The organism is Variovorax sp. P1_H12_2 (genome assembly GCF_056405335.1).
This window is the reverse complement of the sequence record NZ_JBFUCI010000087.1, coordinates 1-18,185: the sequence shown is the minus strand read 5'-3', so window position 1 is coordinate 18,185 and position 18,185 is coordinate 1. Positions and strand designations below refer to the sequence as shown.

The window sequence follows — 18,185 nt, the reverse complement described above, 5'->3', positions numbered from 1 at the left end:
AGTCGGCGCTGCGCAAGGCGGCGATCGCCTCCTCGACCGATTCCGCGGCCACGACGGCGCGCTGTGCGAACTGTTTGCGTCCGACGCGCAGCGTGTAGGCGACGTCGGCCAGCGACAGCGCGCGGTGCGCATCGAGGTGGTCGGCCAGGCGCGCGGCCGCGGCGGCGAGCGCCGCCGGCGAGCGCGCCGACAGCGTGAGCAACTGCGCGCCGGTGGCGGGATCGGAAGGTGCGCGCAGCGGCGCTTCCTCGATCACCACGTGGGCGTTCGTGCCGCCGACACCGAAGGCGCTGACGCCGGCCCGGCGCGGCGCGTCTTCACGTCGCCACGGGCGCAATTGACTGTTGACGCGGAAAGGCGTGGCGTCGAAATCGATGGCCGGGTTCGGCGCCTCGTAGTGCAGGCTGGCTGGAATGGCTTCGAAGTGCATCGCGAGCGCGGCCTTGATCATGCCCGCCGCACCCGCGGCGGTCACCATGTGGCCGACGTTGCTCTTCACCGATCCGATGGTGCAGAAGCCGGTGTCGCTGGTGTGCGCTGCATAGGCGCGCGTGAGTCCCTCGACCTCGATCGGGTCGCCCATCGGCGTCGCCGTGCCGTGCGTCTCGACATAGGAGATGCTGCGCGGGTCGACGCCGGCCGAGACCAGCGCGGCCTCGATCACCGCGGCCTGGCCGTCCACGCTCGGCGCCGTGAAGCTGGCCTTGGCGCCGCCGTCGTTGTTGACGGCCGCGCCGCGCAGCACGGCATAGATCGTGTCGCCATCGGCGATCGCGTCGGAGAGCCGCTTGAGCAGGACGACCGCCGCGCCGTCGCTGAAGACCGTGCCCTTGGCGCCGGCGTCGAAGCTGCGCGTGTGGCCGTCGGGCGACAGCATCGAGCCTTCGTTGTAGAGATAGCCGCTGCGTGGCGGGCAGGTGACCGAGGCGCCGCCGGCGAGTGCCATGCGGCACTGGCCGGTACGCAGCGCGAAGAAGGCCTGGGCGATCGCCACCAGCGAGGTCGAGCAGGCGGTGTGCACGCTGACCGCGGGGCCGGTCAGGTTCAGCCTGTTGGCCACGCGCGTCGTGATGTAGTCCTTCTCGTTGGCCAGCATCACCTGGAAGTCGCCCACCATCTCGATCAGGTCGGGCCGCGTCGCGACATGCCGCTGGAAGTAGCTCGCGTTGTACATGCCGCCGAAGACGCCGACCGGGCCGGGCGCCTGGTCGGGCACGTAGCCGGCGCGCTCGAGGCACTCCCAGCAGATCTCGAGGAACACGCGCTGCTGCGGGTCCATCAGTTCGGCTTCCTTCGGGTTGATGCCGAAGAAGGCGGCATCGAACTGGTCGATGTCGTCGATGACGCCGCGTGCGCGCACGTAGAGTGGGTCGGCGCGCAAGGCGGCGCTGACGCCGGCGTCCAGCGTCGCGTCGTCGAAGAAGCTGATCGACTCGCGACCGGCCATCAGGTTGTCCCAGAACTGCTCGACGTCGGCGGCGCCCGGGAAGCGGCCGGCCATGGCGACCAGCGCCACGGGCTCGGCGTCGACATGGGTCGCCGGTCCGGCGGCTGCGGTGCGCTGCGGCGCTGCAGCAGGCGCGTCGTCCTGCAGGCTGGCGGCCAGCGCCGCGGGCGTCGGTTGGCGGAAGAAGAGGTTGGCCGACAGGCGGCGCTCGCTGCCTTGCTGCAGCTCGCGCAGCACCTTGAGCACCAGCAGCGAATCGCCGCCGAGGTCGAAGAAGTTGTCGCTGCGGCCCACCGCGTCGATATGGAGGGCGCGCGCGAAGGCTGCGCAGACGCGGTGTTCCGCGTCGTTGCGCGGCTCCTCGAAGGTCTGCGCCAGCTCGGGCCGCTGCCGTGCGGGCTCCGGCAGCGCGCGGCGGTCGAGCTTGCCGTTGGTCGTCACCGGCAGTTGGGCCAGCCAGACCTGCGCGGCCGGCACCATGGCCTCGGGCAGGCGCTCGGCCAGGTGCGTGCGAAGCGCCGTCCACGCGATCTCCGGACCGCGAGCCACGAGGTAGGCGACCAGGCGCAGATGGCCCGCCTCGTCCTCGCGCGGCACGACCGCGCAGGACTTGATGCCGGGATGCGCGAGCAGCGCCGCCTCGACCTCGCCGGTCTCGATGCGGTGGCCGCGGATCTTCACCTGGCCGTCGATGCGGCCGAGGTACTCGATGCTGCCGTCGGCCAGCCAGCGCGCCCGGTCGCCGGTGCGGTAGAGGCGCTCTCCGGGGGCGCCAAAGGGGTCGTCGACGAAGCGTTCGGCGCTCAGGTCGGGGCGCTGCAGGTAGCCGCGCGCCAGCCCGCGGCCGCCGATGCACAGCTCGCCGACCAGGCCGGCGGGCAGCATCGCCATCGAGGGGCTCAGAATGCGCAGCGCGGTGTCGTTGATCGGGCGGCCGATGGGCACCGATCGGGCGTCGGCCGGCAGGTCGTGCGGGATGCGGTGGGTCGCCGCGAAGGTCGTGCACTCGGTCGGGCCGTAGCCGTTGATCAGCGTGAGCGAAGGCATCGCAGCGAGCGCGCGCCGCACGTGCGGCACCGACAGCGCCTCGCCCCCGATCAGCAACTGGCGCAGGCCGGCGAGTTGCGCCGGCTCGTCGTCGACCACGGCGTTGAAGAGGGCGGCCGTGAGCCAGGCGGTCTGCACCGCGTGCTGCGCGATCGTGCACGCGAGGCCGGCGCCGGTGGGCACCTGCTCGTCGTGCACCACGCAGACGCCGCCGTTGAGCAGCGGACCCCAGATCTCCAGCGTCGAGGCGTCGAAGCCCAGCGGCGCCGCATGCAGCATCGCTTCGCCGGCCGCCAGCGCCACGTAGCGGGCATCGACCACCAGGCGCAGGATGGCGCGATGGCAGATCTCGATGCCCTTGGGCGTGCCGGTCGAGCCCGAGGTGTACATCACGTAGGCCACGGATTCGCCGTCGGCCGCGACGCTCTCGAACGGGGGCAGCGAAGCCTCGCCGGCCATTTCCTCGTCGATGCACAGCAGCGGCCGGTCGCTCGGCACCAGCGCCTTGTAGGCGGCCTGGGTCAGCACCAGGCGGACGTCGGAATGCGAGAACATGAACGCGATGCGCTCGGCCGGGAAGTCGGGCTGCACCGGCACATAGGCGGCGCCGGCCTTCAGGATGCCGAGCAGCGCGATCACCGCGGCGCTCGACCGGTCGAGCATCACGCCGACGGTGTCGCCGGCGCGGACCCCCTGCGCCTGCAGGCGGCGGGCGACGAGCTCGGCGCGATCCGCCAGCTCGCTGTAGCGCAATGCGCCCTCCTCGCCAATGAGCGCGACCGCGTCGCCGTGCGCGGCGGCCTGGCGATCGAACATCGCATGCACGGTCAGCATGGCGTCATAGGGGGATGGCGGCGAGTTCCAGGTGTCGAGCTGGCGCTGGCGATCGACCGCGGGCAGGGTGCGGATCTCGTGCAGGCTCGCCGACGGCCGGTCGAGCAGGTCGGTGGCGGTGTCGGCGATGGCCAGCAGAAGGCCCAACTCGCAAGCGCGGTCCATCAAGGACGAGGCGCCGGTCAGGCGCAGCGTGCCGGGCCGGTCGGCAAAGGCCTGGAAGTCCACCTGCAGCAAGGCCGCGTCGCCGGCGTCGACGCCCTCGCGGCGCACGCGGTCAACTGCGGACAGCCATTGCCGTGCGGCGACGTTGTCGCCGACGCCCAGGGAAGTGCCCAGCCAGCGGGATTGAAGCAGCGTCCATGATGCGGCGAAGAGCGTGTCCGGCAGGAAGCTGAACGTGCGGGCCTGCTCTGCCCAGCGCATGGCGAGGGCTGCGGGGATGTCGAGGCTGGCCGCCTGGGCAGGCTGGCCCTGCGTGCCGGGGCAAGGGACGAACAGGTCGCCCAGCGACAGCGTCGCCTCGGCCGAGAGCTGGGAACCGGGTTGAAGTCCTTGCGCCATGAACTGGTGCCTCCGCTGTGAAAAATCCGATGCCTTCAAGAATTCGTTTTTGTGTCAGCGCCCACAAGTTCGCAATACATGTATCCGACCCAATCGGTAGTCACAAAGTAATCACATTGATATCAAGGCCGATGTTGCCCTCTGGACGCTTGCCGCACCACCCGACGAAAGCCATGTGGACCAGCCTATGCCGTTTGGAAATCCTGCAACACTCGATGCATTTGGTTGCCACTCGTGCACTGACGAAGCGCCCTTGCAGTGACGATTTTGCCTCCATTTTTACAAATTGAATACAAATGGAGTAAAGGAAACGCCAAGTTGGCAGCAAGAACTGATAGAAAAGTTCTATTTCTTCGGGCCGGTCAAGCCGACGCTTCGTCCAGCGTGCCGTCGAGGTGGCCGGTGTCGGCCCAGCCGACCAGCGTGAAGCCCTGCGGTGTCCAGAGCAGGCGGTTGATCGCCGCATTGGCCAGTTCCCAGGTCCGGGGCGCCTGCAGTTCCTGGCCCGTGGCCGCGCGGTAGAGCACGTCCATCACGCCACCATGCGCGACCAGGACCACCAGCTCGCCCGGATGCAGCGCCGCCAGGCTGGACGCAGTGACCGTGACCCGATGCCTGAAAGTGAGCAGCGACTCTCCACCTTCGGGTGCAAATTCTGGATCCCGGGTGCGCCAGAGCCGTGCCTGGGCAGGCAGGCTGGCGTCGATGTCGGCGAAGGTGCGGCCTTCGAAGAGGCCGAACGCCCGTTCGCGCAGCCCGGGTTCGGCCACCACTGCGATGCCGCGCGTCTGTCCGATGGCCTGTGCGGTCTGCCAGGCGCGCGACAGGTCGCTGGCATAGATGGCCGCGATCGGCTCCTCCTCGAGCGCCTGAGCCACCCGACCGGCTTGCCAGAGGCCGGTGTCGTTGAGCCCGATGTCGAGCTGGCCCTGCATGCGGGTGTCCACATTCCAGGCGGTTTCGCCGTGGCGAACGGCGATGACTCGTGTGGGCTCCATGGCCGAGAATTCTAGGGATAAACCCTTGGGTTCATCGGGCCGCGCGCGGGATCTCGATGTCGACCCGGCGCTCGCCCGGCGGCGGATTCGGGAATCCCTGCAGTGCCGCCTGGAACATCACGGGCAGGATGTCGGCGCTGTTGCTGTAGGGGCCGTCGTTGCGCGCATGCGTCTCGTACACCACCCGATTCGACGGCAGCTCGCGCAGCACGATGCTGACCTCGCGTGCGAACCAGGGGCTGGCCGGCGGCCCGAACGCCGGCCCATACCAGCCGCCGCCGTACCAGCCGCGGGGGCCCCAGCCGCCCCAGCCGCYGCCGTAGCCCCAGCCCGGCCCGGGCCAGGGACCGCCGACCAGCCAGGGATCGGCCCAGGGCGACAGCTCGGTCGTCACGCGGGCGCCGACCAGGGCGCTCAGCTGGGGAGCGGCGTCGTCGCGCCGCAGGCCCACGCCGTCGAGCGCGGCGCCCGCCATCGCCTCCAGCTGTTGCTGCGCCGCCTCGTCGATCTGCTGGGAGGGCAGGCGCTCGAAGCGGTAGCTCGCGCCGGCCGGTACGTCCCCCATGTTCGCGAAACTGCGCACGTCGCTGTCGACCACCCAGCGCGTGGCGCAGCCTGTCAGGCTGAAGGCCAGCAGGAGGGTGGAGAGGACGGCCTTCATGCAGGTGTCAGAGCTGCACGATGCGCAGGGCCGACGGCGCCGGCGACGCAGGGAATTCCGGGGCGTCGAAGGCCTTGTCGCCGTCTTCGTCGGCCACGCCGGTCGCCTTCAGGCCCTTGAAGTCGAAGGCCTTGCCGTCGAGCAGGTGCGAGGGCACGATGCTCTGCATCGCACCGAACATGTTCTCGATCCGGCCCGGGTGCTTGCGCTCCCACTCGCGCAGCATCTCGCCGACCTGCTTGCGCTGGAGGTTCTCCTGGCTGCCGCACAGCGTGCACGGAATGATCGGGAATTCGCGGTGCTGCGCCCAGCGGATCAGGTCTTTCTCGGCCACGTAGGCCAGTGGCCGGATCACGATGTGCTTGCCGTCGTCGCTCACCAGCTTGGGCGGCATCGACTTGAGCTTGGCGGCGAAGAACATGTTGAGGAAGAAGGTCTGCAACATGTCGTCGCGGTGGTGGCCCAGCGCCACCTTGGTGGCGCCGAGCTCGTCGGCGACGCGGTACAGGATGCCGCGGCGCAGCCGGCTGCACAGGCCGCAGGTGGTCTTGCCTTCGGGGATCACGCGCTTGACGATCGAGTAGGTGTCCTGCTCCTCGATGTGGAAGGGCACGCCGAGCGCTTTCAGGTAGCCCGGCAGCACGTCTTCCGGGAAGCCCGGCTGCTTCTGGTCGAGGTTGACCGCCACGATGTCGAAGTGGATCGGCGCCCGGGCCCGCAGCTTCAGCAGGATGTCGAGCAGCGCATAGCTGTCCTTACCGCCCGAGACGCAGACCATGACCTTGTCGCCTTCCTCGATCATGTTGTAGTCCACGATCGCGCGGCCGACCTCGCGGCACAGCCGCTTCTCGAGCTTGTGGGCCTCGCGCTCGATCTTCAGCGCACCGGAGCCGGCCGCCGCTTGCTCTTGTTCAGTCCAGACAACACTCATCTCAATTCCTTTCGCAGCGATCCGCGCCACCCATCATGGCAAGCGAAGCGAGGCCCGTTCGTGAAACACCGCGGAACCGGCTTCGCCGGGCCGCTGGTGTTGCCCCCGGCAGGGGGCTGAGGGGCCGCGGCTCCAAGCCTGCCTGTGCAGGCTTGGACGGCTCCGAAGRGCCGCWGCCTCTGGCAGCGACTCGAGGCGCCCGGACACGCAGTGCCGGGCAACCTGGGGGCGAGCATCATTTACTCCTGAATACTTCCACGCCGACTGCGTCGCAGTCGGGGTACACGTCCGGTTTCGCGGTCGACACCCGCGCGGCCTGCACCTTCGGGTGGGCCAGCACCTGCGTCAGGATGTCGTCGCACAGCGTTTCCTGCAAGTGGATGTGGCCCTTGCTCAGCCGAGTGGCCACGGTGCGGCGGATGAAGTCGTAGTCGACCACCTCGTCGAGCTCGTCCGCCTTCGGCGTCGAAAGCTCGAGCGGCACGTAGAGGTCGACGTTGATGATCACGCGCTGCTCGGCGCGCTTCTCGAATTCATGCACGCCGATGTTGATCCACACTTCGTAGTCGCGCAGGAAGACGCGTCGGCACGAGAGCAGCAAGGGGTCGAGGGCAGCGGTGGTCATGAATTGGAGGCTTTCAGCAGGTTGTCGACGACGAACATGATGTCGCGCTCGAGCGGCACGAGGTGCTGGCCGTTGTCGACGCAAAGGGTGGTGCCGGTCACGCTGGGCGTGGCGGCGAGGAAGACGCAGCTGCTGGCGACGTCGGCCGGGTCGATCGGCCGGCGCATCAGGTTGCCGCGCGCGGCGCGGGCGAAGTTGGCCTCGGTCTGCGGGCCGCTGCGGTAGAGGATGCCCGGGGCCACGCCGCACACCCGCAGCGCGGGCGCCAGCGCCTGCGCCTGCAGCGACACGGCGCGCTCCAGCGCCAGCTTGGACACGGTGTAGGAAAAATAGTCGGGGTTCAGGTTGTAGACCTTCTGGTCCAGCACATGGATCGCCGAGCGGTCGATGCCGTCGCCGGCCGTGGCGCTTTGCGCGAGCAGCCGCGCCAGGGACAGCGGCGCGACCAGATTCACGCCGAGCTGGCGCAATGCAGCGTCGCTGTCGAAGTCCAGCCCGGTGTCGGGCTCGAAGGCCGAAGCGTTGTTGACGACGCAGGCCAGGGGCCCTTGGGCCGAAGCCTGTTCGATCAGCGCGCGCCGGCCTGCTTCGCTGCCGATGTCGGCTTCGATCGCGGTCGCCGCATGGCCTTCGTCCCCGAGGCGCGCGCACAATGCCTGCGCCTGCTCTCGCGAGGCGCGGTACTGGCACCACACCTGCCAGCCCGCGCGCGCGAAGGCCTCGCAGACCGCGGCGCCCAGTCGCTGGCCGCCGCCGGTCACGAGCACGCCGCGGCGTGGGGTCGATTCAGCCATCCTGATAAATTTCCCGTATGAACATGGAGCAAGGCGCCGAACGCGCCACCCCCCTGACCCGGATTATCGACGCCGCGCTGCAGCGCGCCGGCGGCTGGCTGCCCTTTGACCGCTTCATGGCGCTGGCCTTGTATGCACCCGGACTGGGCTACTACGCCAATGCGAGCCGCAAGTTCGGCCGGATGCCGAACTCGGGCAGCGACTTCGTGACGGCGCCCGAACTCACGCCGCTGTTCGGCCGCACGCTGGCCCGCCAGGTCGATGAGGCGCTGGTGCGGACCGGCACGCAGGAAGTCTGGGAGTTCGGTGCCGGTTCGGGCGCGCTGGCGCTGCAATTGCTCGACACGCTGGGCGAGCGCATCGCGCGCTACCGCATCGTCGATCTGTCGGGCACGCTGCGCGAGCGCCAGCAGCAGACGCTGGCCGGGCATGCGGCCAAGGTCGAGTGGCTGGCCGAGCTGCCGGAGGAAATGCGCGGCGTGGTGGTCGGCAACGAGGTGCTCGATGCCATGCCGGTGCAACTGCTGGCGCGCAAGGCGCAGCAATGGTTCGAGCGCGGCGTGGTCCGCCAGGGCGACGGCTTCGCCTGGGACGACCGGCCCACCGAACTGCGGCCGCCGGTCGAGGTGGAAGGCGCGCACGACTACCTGACCGAGATCCATCCCCAGGCCGAGGCCTTCATCGCCACCCTGGCCGACCGGCTGCGGCAGGGCGCGGCCTTCTTCATCGACTACGGCTTCCCCGAGGCCGAGTACTACCACCCGCAGCGCCACATGGGCACCGTGATGTGCCACCGCGGGCACCAGGCCGACGGCGATCCGCTGGCCGACGTCGGCGCCAAGGACATCACGGCCCACGTGAACTTCACCGGGGTGGCGCTGGCGGGGCAGGACGCCGGTCTCGAAGTGCTCGGCTACTGCAGCCAGGCGCGGTTCCTGCTCAACGCGGGCATCCTGCCGATGATGGAGGCGGCTTCGCTGGCCGAGCGCGCGATGGCCGCGCGGCTGATCCACGAGCACGAGATGGGCGAGCTGTTCAAGGTGATCGGCTTCGCCGTCGGCGAGCCCTGGGACGCGCTCGGCTTTGCCGAGGGCGACCGCAGCCACACGCTGTGACGAATCGGTGACCGGCGGTGGGGTCTAATCTCCCCATGAGCTCCACCTTCACACCGGCCGACGACCTGCGCGTCGCCCATGCATTGGCCGATGCGGCGGCCTCGCACTCGCTGCGCCTGTTCCGCACCCCGCTCGACATCATCGCGAAGGCCGACGAGAGCCCCGTGACCCAGGCCGACCGCGCGGCCGAGACCGCGATGCGCGAGATCCTCGGCGCCGAACGGCCCGCCGACGGGATCTTCGGCGAAGAGCACGGCCGCGAACGGCTCGGGGCCGAGCGCGTCTGGGTGCTGGACCCGATCGACGGCACGCGCAGCTTCATCACCGGATCGCCGCTGTGGGGCACCCTGATCGGGCTGCTGCGCGGCGGCCGGGTCGAGCTCGGCGTGGTCGACATGCCGGTGCTCGGCGAGCGCTGGATCGGGCAGGCCGGCGTCGGCGCGACGCGCAACGGCCAGCCGGTGCGCGCGAGCCAGTGCAGCGCGCTGGCCGACGCCCGCATCGTGACCACCTCGCCGGACATCTTCAACCCGGCCGACTGGCAGGCCTTCGACACCTTGAGCCGCCGCTGCGCGATGCGGCGCTTCGGTGGCGACTGCTACGGCTACGCCCAGCTGGCCGGCGGCACCATCGACCTGGTGGTCGAGACCGGCCTGCAACCCTACGACTACCTGGGCCCGACCGGGCTGATCGAGGCCGCCGGCGGCCTCGTCACCGACTGGCAGGGCCGGCCGCTGGGCCTCGAGTCGAACGGCCGCGTGGTCGCGGCCGCCACGCGCGAACTTCACCGACAGGCGCTGGACCTGCTCGCGGCCTAAACTGCATCCATGATTCGCTGGCTGATCGTTGTCGTCCTGGCACTGCTGCTGATGAGCGGCCTCACGGCCTGGCTGCGGCGCTTCGGCTTCGGGCGCCTGCCCGGCGATTTCGAGTTCCGTGCCTTCGGTCGCGAATGGCAGCTGCCGATTGCCAGCACCGTGCTGCTGAGCATGATCGCGGCCCTGGTCGCGCGATGGGTCTAGTTCGATGAGCGCCGCCCGGCCGCCCGAAGGCGCTCGCACCGCAGTGCGAAGCACGGAGGTTGTTTCGTGAGAGCCTGCGTCGACATCGGCGGCACCAAGGTTGCCGTGAGCCTTTCTCCCGACAGCGCCTCGCCGCTGCTCGGCCGCCGCAGCGAGCCGACCGCGAAGACCGGCGGCAACGATGCGGTCGCGCGGCAGATCCTGCGACTGATCGACGAGGCCTGCGCCGAGCACGGCATCGCGGCCGGCGTGGTGGATTGCGTCGGCGTGTCTTCCGCCGGGCCCTTCGAACTGCGCGACGGCATGGTCGAGCTCGCCACGCCGAACATCTGCGGCGGCATCGCCGGCCCGGCGCGCGGCCTGCCCAACGACTGGATGACCGCGCCGATCGAGGCCCCGCTGCGCCAGCGCTTCGCCAGGGTGCGGGTCGAGAACGACGCGGTGGCCGCGCTGGAGGCCGAGCGGCGCTGGGGCGCGCTGCAAGGCGCCGATCATTGCGCCTACGTGACCTGGAGCACCGGCGTCGGCGTCGGGTTGTGCGTCGGCGGCCGCGTGCTGCGCGGCAAGAACGGCAACGCCGGGCATGCGGGCCACAGTTTCGTCAGCGACGACGACGCCGCCGCGCTGTGCGGCTGCGGCAACCTCGGCGATGTCGAGGGCTTGAGCGCGGGCAATGCGATCGCGCGGCGCTTCGGCCAGCCGGCGGAAGAACTGTTCGCCGCCGCCGCGCGCGGCGAGCCGCAGGCCATCGCCACCACCGACGCGCTGTGCCGCGTGATGGGGCGCATGCTCTACAACCTGGTCGCCACCCTTGACCTGCAGCGCATCAGCCTCGGGGGCAGCGTGTTCTGGAACAACCGCGACGCGCTGCTGCCGCGCCTGCAGGCACAGATCGACGGCAAGCTGGTCGCACTGACCCGCGGCGCGCTGCTGGTGCCGGCCGGGCTCGGCGACCGGGTCGGCGACTACGCGGCGCTGGCTCTGGTCGACTGAGGGTCCCCGCGCCCTTCGCTTCGTGTGGTCGCTGGCCCCCGAGGGGCGGCCCGGCGCCGGGCTGACCCCGCGCGGCGGTCACGCCGCCAAGCGCGACGGCGCCGCGCTCGCGCCCAGGCACTCGCCGACGATCTGGCCAAGCCGCCGCAACCCGGCATCGATCTTCTCGCCGTAGGGCGCCCCGCAGTTGATGCGCAGGTAGTGGTCGTAGCGCGAGGAGTTCGAGAACAGCGTCCCCGGTGCGATCAGGATCCGCTCGCGCAGCGCCGCATCGAACACCGTCGCCGACGATAGCCGCTCGGGCAGTTCCACCCACAGCTGCAGGCCGCCCGGCGGCAGGTTCAGCCGCGTGCCGGCCGGAAAGTGCGCGGCGATCGCATCGGCCGTGGATTCGCGCTGCAGCTTGAGCCGCTCGCGCAGCCGCCGCAGGTGCCGGTCGTAGGCGCCGGTACCCATGAATTCACCGGCGGCGCACTGGGCGAGTTCTTCGTTGCTGCGGGTCTGGGTGTACTTGAGCATCTCGACCCGGCCGTGCCAGCGGCCGGCCGAGATCCAGCCCAGCCGCAGCCCGGGCGCCAGGATCTTGTGCAGCGAGGCGCAGTGGATCACGTTGCCTGTGCAGTCCCATGACTTGATGGCGCGCGGCGGCGATTCGGCGTCGAGCAGTTCGCTGTAGGTGTCGTCCTCGATCAGCGCGATGGCGTGCCGTTCGCACAGTGCGACCAGGCGCTGCTTGTGGCTGTCGGGCATGACGCTGCCCAGCGGGTTCTGCAGGTGCGGCACCACCACCACGGCCTTGATGTGGCCGTAGGCCTCGACCGCCATCTCGAGGGCCTCGATCGACAGCCCGGTCTGCGGGCTGGTGGGGATTTCGAGGGCGCGCATGCCCAGGCTTTCGAGCACCTGCAGCAGGCCGTAGAAGGTCGGCGACTCGACCGCCACCGTGTCGCCGGGCTGCGCCACGGCGCGCAGCGCGAGGTTCAGTGCCTCGATGCAGCCGTTGGTGACCAGCACCTCGTCGGGCGCCAGCGTCATGCCCACGCGCAAGCCGCGCCGCGCCGCCGCTTCGCGCAGCGGCGTCAGGCTGCGCGAGGGCGCGGCGGTGGTCAGCAGTTCGGGCCGCTGGCGCAGCATGCGGACCATGATCGTGCGCAGCGCCTGAGCCGGATAGAGCTCGGGCGTGCCGCGTGCCGTGGAGAAATCGACCACCGCCTCGCGCTGGCGCCGGCGCGCCACGAAATCCGAGACCTTGGCATGGATGCCGACGTACTGGGCCGGGTCGGGCGCCCCCTGGGCGGCGGGCTCGTCCATGGTCGCGATCGCCAGCCGGCGCGGCCGCCGCACGAAGTAGCCCGAGCGGTCGCGGGCCTCGACCCAGCCTTCGCCCTCCATCGTCCGGCACAGCTGCAGCGCGGTCGACAGGCTGATGCCGTGCAAGCGCATCAGGCTGCGCAGCGAGGGCAGCTTGTCGCCCGGCTTGAGCGACCCGGCGCGGATCGCGTCCAGGTAGTGCGTGGCCAGCTGGCGGTAGAGCGGTGGCGATTCCATGCGGTCGATGCTCGCGCAGGCGGGGCGGTGAAAACAGATGCAGATTGGCGGGAAAGGAACCATAACAGATGAACTTCCGATGCGTCTGTTGCGGCGGCCAAAGGCGGCTGCTGTGCCTGTTTTTCCGGCAGGCCACTGCCTACGATGAAGTCATTGCCAACTCTTCGACCGAGGCCCCTGCGATGACCACCGAGCTTCCCGAATCCACCCGCCTGCTGCCCGGCCAGACGCTGCGCATGGCCGTCGATGCCGGCTTCACGCTGCTCGTCGCGGAAGGTTGCGTGAACCTGATCTCGCCGCCCACCTGGTTCGGCGAAACCATGTTCAACCTGAAGACGCCGCTGAACGAGGGTGACGCCCATGTGGTGGAGCGCGGCGGATGGATCGAGATCCGGGCGCTGTCGCCCGCCCGGGTCGGGGCGCTGCCGCGGCCTGCGGCCCCCACCGCGGCATCTGCGTCGCGCGTGGCGCGGCTGCTGCAATTGCTGGGCGCGGGCGCGGCCTGGCGCTGAGCGGCGCGCCGGCGGTCTAGTGCTCGCTCGTCGCCTCGCGCAACGCCGTCAGGAAGCCGTTTCGCCACCAGTGCACATCCTGCTCGCGGATGCGCGCCAGCAGCTTCTGGTGGCGCTCGCGCCGCTCCTCCAGCGGCATCTGCAGCGCCTGCTGCATGGTCTCGGCGGTGCCGTGCGTGTCGTAGGGATTCACCAGCAGCGCCTCCTTGAGCTGCTCGGCCGCGCCGGCGAAGCGCGACAGCACCAGCACGCCGGGGTCGGCCGGGTCCTGCGCCGCGATGTACTCCTTGGCCACCAGGTTCATGCCGTCGCGCAGCGGCGTGACGAGGCCGACCGCGGCGGCACGGCACAGGCCGGGCACGCGCTTGCGGGCGACCATGCGGTGGATGTAGCGCACCGGCATCCAGTCGAGTTCGCCGAAGTCGCCGTTGATGGCGCCGCACAGCGACTCCAGTTCGCGCCGGATGTCGGCGTAGGCGTCGACCGTCTCGCGCGTCGGCGAGGCGATCTGGATCAGGGTCGCGCTGCGGCGGTTCTCGGGATAGTTGGCCAGCAGTTCGCGGAACGAGCGCACGCGCTGCGGAATGCCCTTGGAGTAGTCGAGGCGGTCGATGCCCAGCAGCAGGCGCCGGCTCGAATACTCGCGCTTCATGGTCTCGTACATGTCGCGCGACTCCCTGGCGTGCGTGAGCGCCGCGAACTCGTCGACATCGATGCCGATCGGGAAGGCGTTGCAGCGGACCTTCTGGCCGAAGGCGCGGACCATGTGGTTGTCCAGGATTTCGCCGTGCGCCTCGTTCTTCACGTAGTGCTCGAAATGCTGCACGTCCTGCTCGGCCTGGAAGCCGATCAGGTCGTAGGCGAACAGCGAGCGCATCAGCCATTCGTGCTGCGGGATCGCCGCGATGATGATCTGCGGCGGCAGCGGGATGTGCAGGAAGAAACCGATGCGCTGGCGGCAGCCCATCGCGCGCAGCTCGTCCGCCAGCGGGATCAGGTGGTAGTCGTGCACCCAGATGATGTCGTCTTCCTTCAGCAGCGGCAGCAGCTTGCGCGCGAACAGCTGGTTCACGCGCCGGTAGCCGCCGATGAAGCCGGCGTCGAAATGCGCCAGGTCGAGCCGGTTGTGGAACACCGGCCACAGCACGTCGTTGCTGTAGCCCTGGTAGTAGCTGTCGTGGTCCTCGCGGCTCAGGTCGATGGTGGCGAGCGTCACCTTGCCGGCCTGCTGCCGGTGCAGTTCGCCTTCGCCGGTCGGGCCTTCCTCGACGATGGCGCCGCTCCAGCCGAACCACAGGCCGCCGCTTTGCTGCAGGCTTTCGCCGAGCGCGACCGCGAGTCCGCCGGCGGCCGGCTTGCGCGGGTCGGCGACCCGGTTGGAAACCACGACTAAGCGACTCATATGCACGAATCCCAGGGCGCCGACAGCCGCACCGCCGCGTTGATGATCCCCACCATCGAATAGGTCTGCGGGAAGTTGCCCCACATCTCGCCGGTGACCGGGTGCGTGTCCTCGGACAGCAGCCCGAGCGGATTGCGCGCCGCCAGCATGGTCTCGAAGATCTGCCGAGCCTCGGCCTTGCGCCCGATCTTGACCAGTGCGTCGATGCGCCAGAAGGTGCAGATATTGAAGGCGGTCTCGGGCTTGCCGAAGTCGTCGGCGGCCTCGTAGCGGCGCATGTAGGGGCCGTCGCAGAGCGACCTCTCCATCGCCTCGACCGTCGAGATGAAGCGCGGGTCGCGGGCGTCGACGAGTCCGACCTCGACCATCAGCAGCACGCTGGCATCGAGCTCATGGCCGCCGAAGCTCTCGGCGAAGGCCTGGCGCTCCTCGCACCACGACTTGTCGAGGATCTCCYCCCGCATCCGGGACGAGTGCCCGTGCCAGTAGGCCGCCCGGTCCACGAGGCCCAGCGAGCGCGCGATCTTGGCGAGCCGGTCGCAGGCGGCCCAGCTCATCAGCGCCGAGCTGGTGTGGATGCGTGCGCGCGTGCGCAGCTCCCACATGCCGGCATCGGGCGTGCCGTAGACCCGGATCGCCTGCTCGCCGACCGCCTCCAGGTGCGGGAACTCGGCCACGCCGGCGCGGCTCAGCAGCCGGTGATCGTGGAAGGACTGCGACGCGCCGAGCACGATGTTGCCGTAGACGTCGTGCTGGAAGTGCTCCTGCGCCTGGTTGCCCACGCGAACCGGTCCCATGCCGCGGTAGCCGTCCAGCCCTTCGACGAAGGACTCGGGCAGCTCGCGCTCCAGGCCGATGCCATAGAGCGGCTGGATGTGCTCGCCGTGCGAGCCGATCACCACGTTCGACAGCCAGCGCAGGTAGTCCTCCATGGTGCCGACTTCCGACAGGCTGTTGAGCGCACGCACCACGAAGAAGGCGTCGCGCAGCCAGCAGTAGCGGTAGTCCCAGTTGCGCTGGCTTCCCGGCGCCTCGGGAATGCTGGTGGTCATCGCGGCGACGATCGCGCCGGTGTCCTCGTAGAGCGAGAGCTTGAGCGTGATCGCGGCGCGGATCACCGCCTCCTGGTACTCGAACGGGATCGCCAGCCGCTTGGTCCAGGTGCGCCAGTAGGCGATGGTCTCCTGCTCGAAGTGGCGCGCGGTGTCGGCGATGCCGTCGGTCAGCGTTTCGTCRGCGCCGAGCACGAAATTGTGCTCGCGCGAGAGCACGAAGGGCTGGCGCGAGAGGATGTGCGAGACCGAGGCATCGGTGGTCAGCCTGAGCGTGAAGTCGGGGCCGACATAGCGGATGTGGTTGCTGCCGCGCGTGATGGTGGGTGCCTGAACGCCCCATTGGAAGCGCGGCGCCAGCGACACGCGGACGCGTGGCGTGCCGTTGATCGGCTTCACCCGGCGCACCATCGTGAGCGGCCGGAAGTAGCGCGAGCGGCTGTGGAAGCGCGGTGCCAGGTCGGTGATCTCGATGCCCTGGCCGGCGCTGTCGAATAGCCGGGTCCGCAATACCGCGGTGTTCGGCTCGTACCACTGCTTCGACGAGGCGAAGTCCTCGATCTCGATGGCCCAGGCGCTGGCGTCCTCGCCCGGGTGCAGCAGCGCATTGAACACCGGGTCGCCGTCGAAGCGCGGCAGGCAGCACCAGACCACGCGGCCGCGGGCATCGACCAGCGCGCTGTAGGCGCAGTTGCCGATCAGACCGACATCGAGCGAGGCGGCGGCCGGCGGGCCGAAGCCCTGGCGTGCGGCCGGATCGGCGCGGGTTTCGGTGGCGGCGAACTCTTCGGCGGATGTCTTCATTCAGGCTTCCTCGGGCTGTGGTTGTTGCCGGGTGACGCGAGCAAGTCCCGCGCCGCCACCAGCCATTCGAACACCGCGCGCGGCGAGTCGAGCCGGCACAGCGCCTGGCTGGGACCGGCGCCGACCTTGATCGCGACGCCGCCGCGCGGCTGAACGATGGCGAAGCCGCTCTCGTCGGTGGTGTCGTCGCCGGCGAATACCGGCATCCGGCCGGCGAATGGCGCTTCGCGCAGGAAGGCATCGATCGCGACGCCCTTGTTGATGCCCGCGGGCTTGACCTCGAACACGAACTTGCCGTGCAGCAGTTCGAACTGAGGCTGGTCGCCGATCACGCGCGCCATGGCGTCGCGGCAGACCGCTTCGAGCTGGGGCGCGAGCCGGTAGTGCAGGGCGATTGCGGCGTGCTTGCGCTCGACCAGCAGGCCCTCGTGCACGCGCGCCAGTTCGTTGGCGGCATCCAGCACGAGCGTGAGATCCAGCGCGCGCTGCTCCTGCATCCGGCCGTCGGCGTCGCGGCGCTGCACGCCATGCTCGCCCGCGGCCGGCAGCCGCAGGGGCGCGAGGAATCGGTCGATGACGTCGATCTGGCGGCCGGAGACGACCGCCAGGGCGCCGCCCAGCAGGTCATGGAGGTCGCCGAGCAGCGCGACCAGGGCCGGTGGCACATGAATCGCCTCCGGCGTCTCGGCGATGTCGACCAGGGTGCCGTCGAAGTCGAGAAAGAGGGCCGCCTCGGCGGTGAGTCTGGGGGGCTTCTGCATGGAGGGAAAACCATAGCAGACTCGCACCGCCCGGCGCGTCGGCGAATCGCTCGATTTCTGCCCTGCGCGAACCGGGGATAGGCGAAATGGCCGATGGCCATGTGTCCATGCGTGGCGCAAGCGAGGCCCGGCGCCAGCCTGGACCCTATGCGTGCAGCGAGGCCGCAATCGCCCGGACGCGTGCGGCTCGAATCGCCGACGCGATCTCCGGCCCCTGGTCGCCGCGTGCCAGCGCCTCGCGCGCAATCGGCGCCGTGGCCACTTCCTGGGCCGTGGCCAGGGCGGCCCGCAGCCTCTCGCGCGGCGGATACGCCTCTTCTTCCAGGCCGAGGCGTCCGCGCGCATCGCATTCGCAGGCCAGCAGCACCTCGGCGAAGCGCTCGGGTTTCCTGAAGGCGTCGCAGCGCTCCAGCAGGCGGACGATCGCGGCGGCGTCGAGTCCGCCGCTGCGGTGGATGTTGCCGTGCTCGCGCGCCACCACGTCGGCCAGCTCCCGGACCTCGACCGGCACTCGCCAGCGGTCGCAGACCGCGCGCAGCAGGCGGGCGCTGCGCTGCTCGTGGCCGATATGGCGCGGCAGTACGTCGGCGGGCGTGGTGCCCTTGCCGAGGTCGTGCACCAGGCAGGCGAAGCGAACGCCCAGCGGCGCCGAGAGCCGCGCCGCCATGTCGAGCACCATCATCAGGTGCACGCCGGTGTCGACTTCGGGGTGGTGGGCCTCGGGCTGAGGCACGCCCCAGAGGCGATCGACCTCGGGCAGCAGCACCGCGAGCGCGCCGCATCGGCGCAGCAGCTCGAACATCCGCGAAGGTCGGGTCTCCATCAGGCCGCGCGAGAGTTCCTGCCAGACGCGCTCGGGCACCAGGGCGTCGACTTCGCCGGCCTCGACCATCTCGCGCATCAGCGCCAGGGTGTCCGGCGCGACCTGGAAATCACTGAWGCGGGCCGCGAAGCGAGCGACCCGGAGGATGCGCACCGGATCCTCGCGGAAGGCGTCGGTCACATGGCGCAGCAACTTGTGCCGCAGGTCGCGCTGGCCGTGGAAGGGGTCGACCAGGTCGGCCGGGTCCAGGTC

16 protein-coding genes are annotated in these 18,185 nt (G+C 70.0%); 5 read left to right on the top strand and 11 right to left on the bottom strand.

What is annotated here, in order from left to right; genetic code table 11:
• The 6 genes from AC1D2K_RS11570 to AC1D2K_RS11545 all read right to left on the bottom strand — a co-directional run.
• The coding region (locus tag AC1D2K_RS11570) for an amino acid adenylation domain-containing protein (protein WP_478088973.1) at window positions 1-3,892 on the bottom strand (3,892 nt) is incomplete at its 3' end.
• A gap of 362 nt (window positions 3,893-4,254) precedes the next feature.
• Complete coding sequence (locus AC1D2K_RS11565; protein WP_478088972.1) at window positions 4,255-4,890, bottom strand: histidine phosphatase family protein; 636 nt, start codon at window positions 4,888-4,890, stop codon at window positions 4,255-4,257.
• A gap of 31 nt (window positions 4,891-4,921) precedes the next feature.
• The gene (locus AC1D2K_RS11560) at window positions 4,922-5,551 is read right to left on the bottom strand and encodes a DUF4136 domain-containing protein (RefSeq protein ID WP_478088971.1); all 630 of its coding nucleotides are present in this window, start codon (window positions 5,549-5,551) and stop codon (window positions 4,922-4,924) included.
• 7 nt (window positions 5,552-5,558) lie between these two features.
• Window positions 5,559-6,482, bottom strand: a complete 924-nt coding sequence (gene ttcA / locus AC1D2K_RS11555; protein ID WP_478088970.1) for a tRNA 2-thiocytidine(32) synthetase TtcA — start codon at window positions 6,480-6,482, stop codon at window positions 5,559-5,561.
• Window positions 6,483-6,717: 235 nt separating this feature from the next.
• On the bottom strand, window positions 6,718-7,107 hold the full coding sequence (locus tag AC1D2K_RS11550) for a dihydroneopterin aldolase (protein ID WP_478088969.1): 390 nt from the start codon (window positions 7,105-7,107) through the stop codon (window positions 6,718-6,720).
• Entirely contained in the window at window positions 7,104-7,901 is a 798-nt protein-coding gene (locus AC1D2K_RS11545; protein WP_478088968.1) for an SDR family oxidoreductase, read from the bottom strand. The genes AC1D2K_RS11550 and AC1D2K_RS11545 overlap by 4 nt, the downstream gene beginning before the upstream one ends.
• 23 nt (window positions 7,902-7,924) lie before the next feature.
• Here AC1D2K_RS11545 and AC1D2K_RS11540 point away from each other — a divergent pair, with 23 nt between their 5' ends.
• The 4 genes from AC1D2K_RS11540 (at window position 7,925) to AC1D2K_RS11525 (ending at window position 11,031) form a co-directional block, all read left to right on the top strand.
• Window positions 7,925-9,016 carry a class I SAM-dependent methyltransferase gene (locus AC1D2K_RS11540; RefSeq protein WP_478088974.1) on the top strand — a complete coding sequence of 364 codons (1,092 nt, stop codon included), beginning with the start codon at window positions 7,925-7,927 and terminating at the stop codon, window positions 9,014-9,016.
• A 35-nt stretch (window positions 9,017-9,051) separates the two neighbouring features.
• A complete protein-coding gene (hisN, locus tag AC1D2K_RS11535; protein WP_478088967.1) occupies window positions 9,052-9,834 on the top strand; it encodes a histidinol-phosphatase in 783 nt (260 codons plus the stop codon).
• 9 nt (window positions 9,835-9,843) lie between these two features.
• Window positions 9,844-10,038: a DUF2905 domain-containing protein gene (locus AC1D2K_RS11530; RefSeq protein WP_478088966.1), complete on the top strand. Its 195-nt coding sequence runs from the start codon at window positions 9,844-9,846 to the stop codon at window positions 10,036-10,038.
• 66 nt (window positions 10,039-10,104) lie between these two features.
• Window positions 10,105-11,031: an ROK family protein gene (locus AC1D2K_RS11525; RefSeq protein WP_478088965.1), complete on the top strand. Its 927-nt coding sequence runs from the start codon at window positions 10,105-10,107 to the stop codon at window positions 11,029-11,031.
• A 78-nt stretch (window positions 11,032-11,109) separates the two neighbouring features.
• On the opposite strand, the gene AC1D2K_RS11520 is transcribed toward AC1D2K_RS11525, so the two are convergent.
• Window positions 11,110-12,579 (bottom strand): aminotransferase-like domain-containing protein, encoded by a 1,470-nt coding sequence (locus tag AC1D2K_RS11520; RefSeq protein ID WP_478088964.1) that lies wholly within the window; start codon window positions 12,577-12,579, stop codon window positions 11,110-11,112.
• A 182-nt stretch (window positions 12,580-12,761) separates the two neighbouring features.
• On the opposite strand from AC1D2K_RS11520, the gene AC1D2K_RS11515 reads away from it, so the two are divergent.
• Entirely contained in the window at window positions 12,762-13,091 is a 330-nt protein-coding gene (locus AC1D2K_RS11515) for a hypothetical protein (RefSeq protein ID WP_478088963.1), read from the top strand.
• 16 nt (window positions 13,092-13,107) lie between these two features.
• On the opposite strand, the gene otsA is transcribed toward AC1D2K_RS11515, so the two are convergent.
• The 4 genes from otsA to AC1D2K_RS11495 form a co-directional block, all read right to left on the bottom strand.
• Complete coding sequence (otsA, locus tag AC1D2K_RS11510; RefSeq protein ID WP_478088962.1) at window positions 13,108-14,493, bottom strand: alpha,alpha-trehalose-phosphate synthase (UDP-forming); 1,386 nt, start codon at window positions 14,491-14,493, stop codon at window positions 13,108-13,110.
• On the bottom strand, window positions 14,490-16,349 hold the full coding sequence (locus tag AC1D2K_RS11505) for a glycoside hydrolase family 15 protein (protein ID WP_478088961.1): 1,860 nt from the start codon (window positions 16,347-16,349) through the stop codon (window positions 14,490-14,492). The genes otsA and AC1D2K_RS11505 overlap by 4 nt, the downstream gene beginning before the upstream one ends.
• Window positions 16,346-17,110 (bottom strand): trehalose-phosphatase, encoded by a 765-nt coding sequence (gene otsB / locus AC1D2K_RS11500; RefSeq protein WP_478088960.1) that lies wholly within the window; start codon window positions 17,108-17,110, stop codon window positions 16,346-16,348. Before otsB ends, AC1D2K_RS11505 begins: the two co-directional genes overlap by 4 nt.
• A gap of 145 nt (window positions 17,111-17,255) precedes the next feature.
• Window positions 17,256-18,185, bottom strand: a 930-nt coding sequence (locus AC1D2K_RS11495) for a tRNA nucleotidyltransferase/poly(A) polymerase-related protein (protein ID WP_478088959.1), incomplete at its 5' end; no start/stop codon positions are given.

Bases quoted from the DNA above. Each gene is read 5' to 3' on its own strand.
- AC1D2K_RS11520 (WP_478088964.1), bottom strand. From the start codon at position 12,579: ATGGAATCGCCACCGCTCTACCGCCAGCTGGCCACGCACTACCTGGAC.
- AC1D2K_RS11565 (WP_478088972.1), bottom strand. From the start codon at position 4,890: ATGGAGCCCACACGAGTCATCGCCGTTCGCCACGGCGAAACCGCCTGG.
- AC1D2K_RS11530 (WP_478088966.1), top strand. From the start codon at position 9,844: ATGATTCGCTGGCTGATCGTTGTCGTCCTGGCACTGCTGCTGATGAGC.
- otsB (WP_478088960.1), bottom strand. From the start codon at position 17,110: ATGCAGAAGCCCCCCAGACTCACCGCCGAGGCGGCCCTCTTTCTCGAC.
- hisN (WP_478088967.1), top strand. From the start codon at position 9,052: ATGAGCTCCACCTTCACACCGGCCGACGACCTGCGCGTCGCCCATGCA.
- ttcA (WP_478088970.1), bottom strand. From the start codon at position 6,482: ATGAGTGTTGTCTGGACTGAACAAGAGCAAGCGGCGGCCGGCTCCGGT.
- otsA (WP_478088962.1), bottom strand. From the start codon at position 14,493: ATGAGTCGCTTAGTCGTGGTTTCCAACCGGGTCGCCGACCCGCGCAAG.
- AC1D2K_RS11515 (WP_478088963.1), top strand. From the start codon at position 12,762: ATGACCACCGAGCTTCCCGAATCCACCCGCCTGCTGCCCGGCCAGACG.
- AC1D2K_RS11550 (WP_478088969.1), bottom strand. From the start codon at position 7,107: ATGACCACCGCTGCCCTCGACCCCTTGCTGCTCTCGTGCCGACGCGTC.
- AC1D2K_RS11545 (WP_478088968.1), bottom strand. From the start codon at position 7,901: ATGGCTGAATCGACCCCACGCCGCGGCGTGCTCGTGACCGGCGGCGGC.
- AC1D2K_RS11540 (WP_478088974.1), top strand. From the start codon at position 7,925: ATGGAGCAAGGCGCCGAACGCGCCACCCCCCTGACCCGGATTATCGAC.